2 protein-coding genes and 1 pseudogene are annotated in these 2,765 nt (G+C 66.5%); all 3 read right to left on the reverse strand.

Features of this window, described 5'->3' with window-relative positions; all coding sequences use genetic code 11:
* Nucleotides 1-482 (reverse strand): annotated as a pseudogene (locus tag JOY90_RS38560) (acetyl-CoA hydrolase); the annotation flags it as partial.
* Nucleotides 483-825: 343 nt separating this feature from the next.
* Complete coding sequence (locus tag JOY90_RS38565) at nucleotides 826-1,707, reverse strand: methylenetetrahydrofolate reductase (protein ID WP_291696316.1); 882 nt, start codon at nucleotides 1,705-1,707, stop codon at nucleotides 826-828.
* A 12-nt stretch (nucleotides 1,708-1,719) separates the two neighbouring features.
* Nucleotides 1,720-2,765, reverse strand: a 1,046-nt coding sequence (locus JOY90_RS38570) for a hypothetical protein (protein WP_291696317.1), incomplete at its 5' end; no start/stop codon positions are given.

Consider the following 2,765-nt stretch of genomic DNA (forward strand, 5'->3'; position numbering starts at 1 on the left):
TAGCGCGGCGCGCCGTCGACGACGCGCTTGGCCACGAGCTGGAGGGCGACATTCACCCCGGCGGACAACAGATAGGAAGGAGCATGCGTGTAGTTGGCGGCGACATAATGCTGCTGGGCCGCGGCAACATGCAGCCACCGCCCCGCCAGGAAGAAGAATTCGTTGACGCGAATGTTGGGTGGCAGCGTCCCGGCGCGCAGCGCTTCCGCATAGGCGAGTTCGGGATAGTCGCCGAACAGGCGGTCGATCACCGGCGCGATGAAGCGCCGCTCCAGCAGATTGTTCGGCCTGGGCTTCTCGAGCGTCAGCGCGGTAAAGAAGGTGAGATTGATGGAGCGGTCGGCAGCCGCGCAGGCATAGAGCGCATTGGCGATATGGTTCGCCTTGCCCAGTCCGAGCGGCAGTCCGACCACCAGAGTCCTGCCGACGTCGCGAATGATATCCTCGGCGATGGCGGCGGGATCGGTGAAGAGCTTCGGCATCGAGACCGTTTCAAACCCAGGAAAACTACGGAGCGGACTGCACGCATGAATGCACTAACGCAATCCGAAGCGGCAATCAGTGTGACGGTGGCGCAACAGAGATGCGATGAAGTTCGGCCGAGATGCGGTTTAACTGTGGCGGGAACGGGCATCAAGCCGCTAAAGAAAATGCGCGCGGTCGGCGGGGGCTGAGGACCGAGGCTGGTTAGGTGAGTGAGTGTGCCGCTGATCGGTCGGACCGATCGAGCCGCCGCATTCATGTCACGGGCGCTTCGGGGGTCGAGCGCCACCAGCCTCGGTCCGCCTTGGCGGACGCCTTTGCTTTCGTATCTCCGCCCCCCGATCATGGGGCCGTCGAATCCAGCGCCTGCGGAAGCGCTTCCTTCAGATACGCGCGCAGCCAGTTCGCGGTCTTGCGCAAGCCGCCGAACGGAAACAGGTGGAAGCCGGCGATCGCGGCCGTTGCCGATGCCGGCGCGGAAGCCAACCCCTCCATGACCTCGTCGGGCCCGGCATCGGTCAGCAGCCGGCCGTAGCGGCCGATCCTGCCGCGCAGCGCACGCATCGAATTGCCGATGCCGCAGCGAAGCGCGAATTTCGTCAGCGTCGCCATTGTCGCAGGACCCGCGAGGCCGACGATCACCGGAAGGTCGATGCCGCTTGCCTGCAGCGCTGCGAGCCAGCCCACGATCGGCGCACTCTCGAAGCAGAACTGGGTGACGATATCGATCCTGATGTTGGCGTCGCGACCCCAGTCGCGCCAGGCTGCGAGCGCGGCCAGCATGCCCGCCTCGTCCAGATAAGGATGGCCCTCGGGATGACCGGCGACGCTGACACGGGCAATACCGTGTTCTTGTAGCAGGCCGCTGGCCGCGACGTCGCGGCTCGACTTGAACGGCCCCCGGGCGCCCGCGACGTCGCCCGCGATCAGGAGCACGCGAGCAATGTCGGCTTCGCCGCGAAGCCGCGCGAGAAAATCATCGAGCACCTCGCGTGAGGCGATCTCGCGCGCGGCGATGTGGGGCACGGGATTGAAGCCGGCGCGGCGCAGCGCCGCCGCTGTCGCGACATTGCGGGAAGGGTTGTCGCCCGGCAGGAAGGTGATGGTGACGTCGGTGCCGGCGGCGAAACCGGCCTTCAGCTCGCCGAGCTGGTGTCCGTGCGAGGAGACCTCCACTGACGCTGAGGACAGCAGCGACATCAGACGATCGGGCGGCGGGGACATCGGCATGCCTCATCAGGCCGGCGCGCGGCGGCGCGAGATCACATAGGTCTCGTCGTTGAACCAGAGCCCGCCATGCTGCTTCAGCACGCGATCGGTGGCCTCGAGATAGCGGCCGTCGCGCACCACCTCCGACAGCCTGACGTCCTCGACCTGCGCGACATAGATCGCGGCATTCCAGGCGGCGAACAGGGTCGAGGTGCCGATCGGGCCGGAGACTTCGTCCGGCAGCGTGTGCATGTGGTAGCGGAAGATCGAGCGCGCGTCGGATGAAGCGTTGAAATTGTAGTAGCGCGCGGCCGCGCCGAGCTCGTGCTTGACCTGGCGCAGGATCGCGTAGCGGTCGGTCTTGAACGGATCGTCGCCGGGCCAGAGCCGGTCGATGATCTCGATGCCGGGATCGTGGCCATGCGAATGGATGCCGATCAGCCGGCCGCCCGGCCGGAGCGCGCGCACCAGCGGCGTCACCACCTTGGAGGCCTTGAACTCGACGCTCGCCCGCGCCCGATAGGGCTGCGAGGCGATGACGAGATCGTAATCGGCCATCACCCGCCCCGGCCGCGGCATGATCGGATCGAGCAGGAAGGAATGGTCCTCCCGCCGCAGGGTCAGGACCACGGGCCGCATGTAGACGGGGTTGCCGGTCTTCGGGCTGATGCCGGCACGCCAGTGCTCGGCGAGAAAGCCTTCGAGCGCGCCGATCTGCTCGGCAAAGCCGTGCGCGGTGTTGCCGGACAGCGCGACATCCTTCCAGATCAGCCCCTGCGCCGAGGTAACGGAGCGCGGCGTCAGCCACGGCGCCTCGGCGTAATAGAGATTGGTGACGACCAGCACGGTCGCGGGATGCTCGAACAGGCGATCCGCCATCTTCTCCAGCATCATGCGGACGTCTTCGTAGGAGATCTCCTTCGCCACCACATAGAGCGGCATGGTCGGAAAGCGCGCATGCAGTGCCCGCATCACCCGCGACAGCACCGTGCCGTCGCCGACGCCGGCATCGAACAGCCGGAGCGCCGGCGGCGACGGTTGCAGAGTGGCAAGCTCGAGCGAAATCCGGTTGG

The organism is Bradyrhizobium sp. (assembly GCF_019242285.1).
In the GTDB taxonomy this organism is placed as follows: Bacteria; Pseudomonadota; Alphaproteobacteria; order Rhizobiales; family Xanthobacteraceae; genus Bradyrhizobium.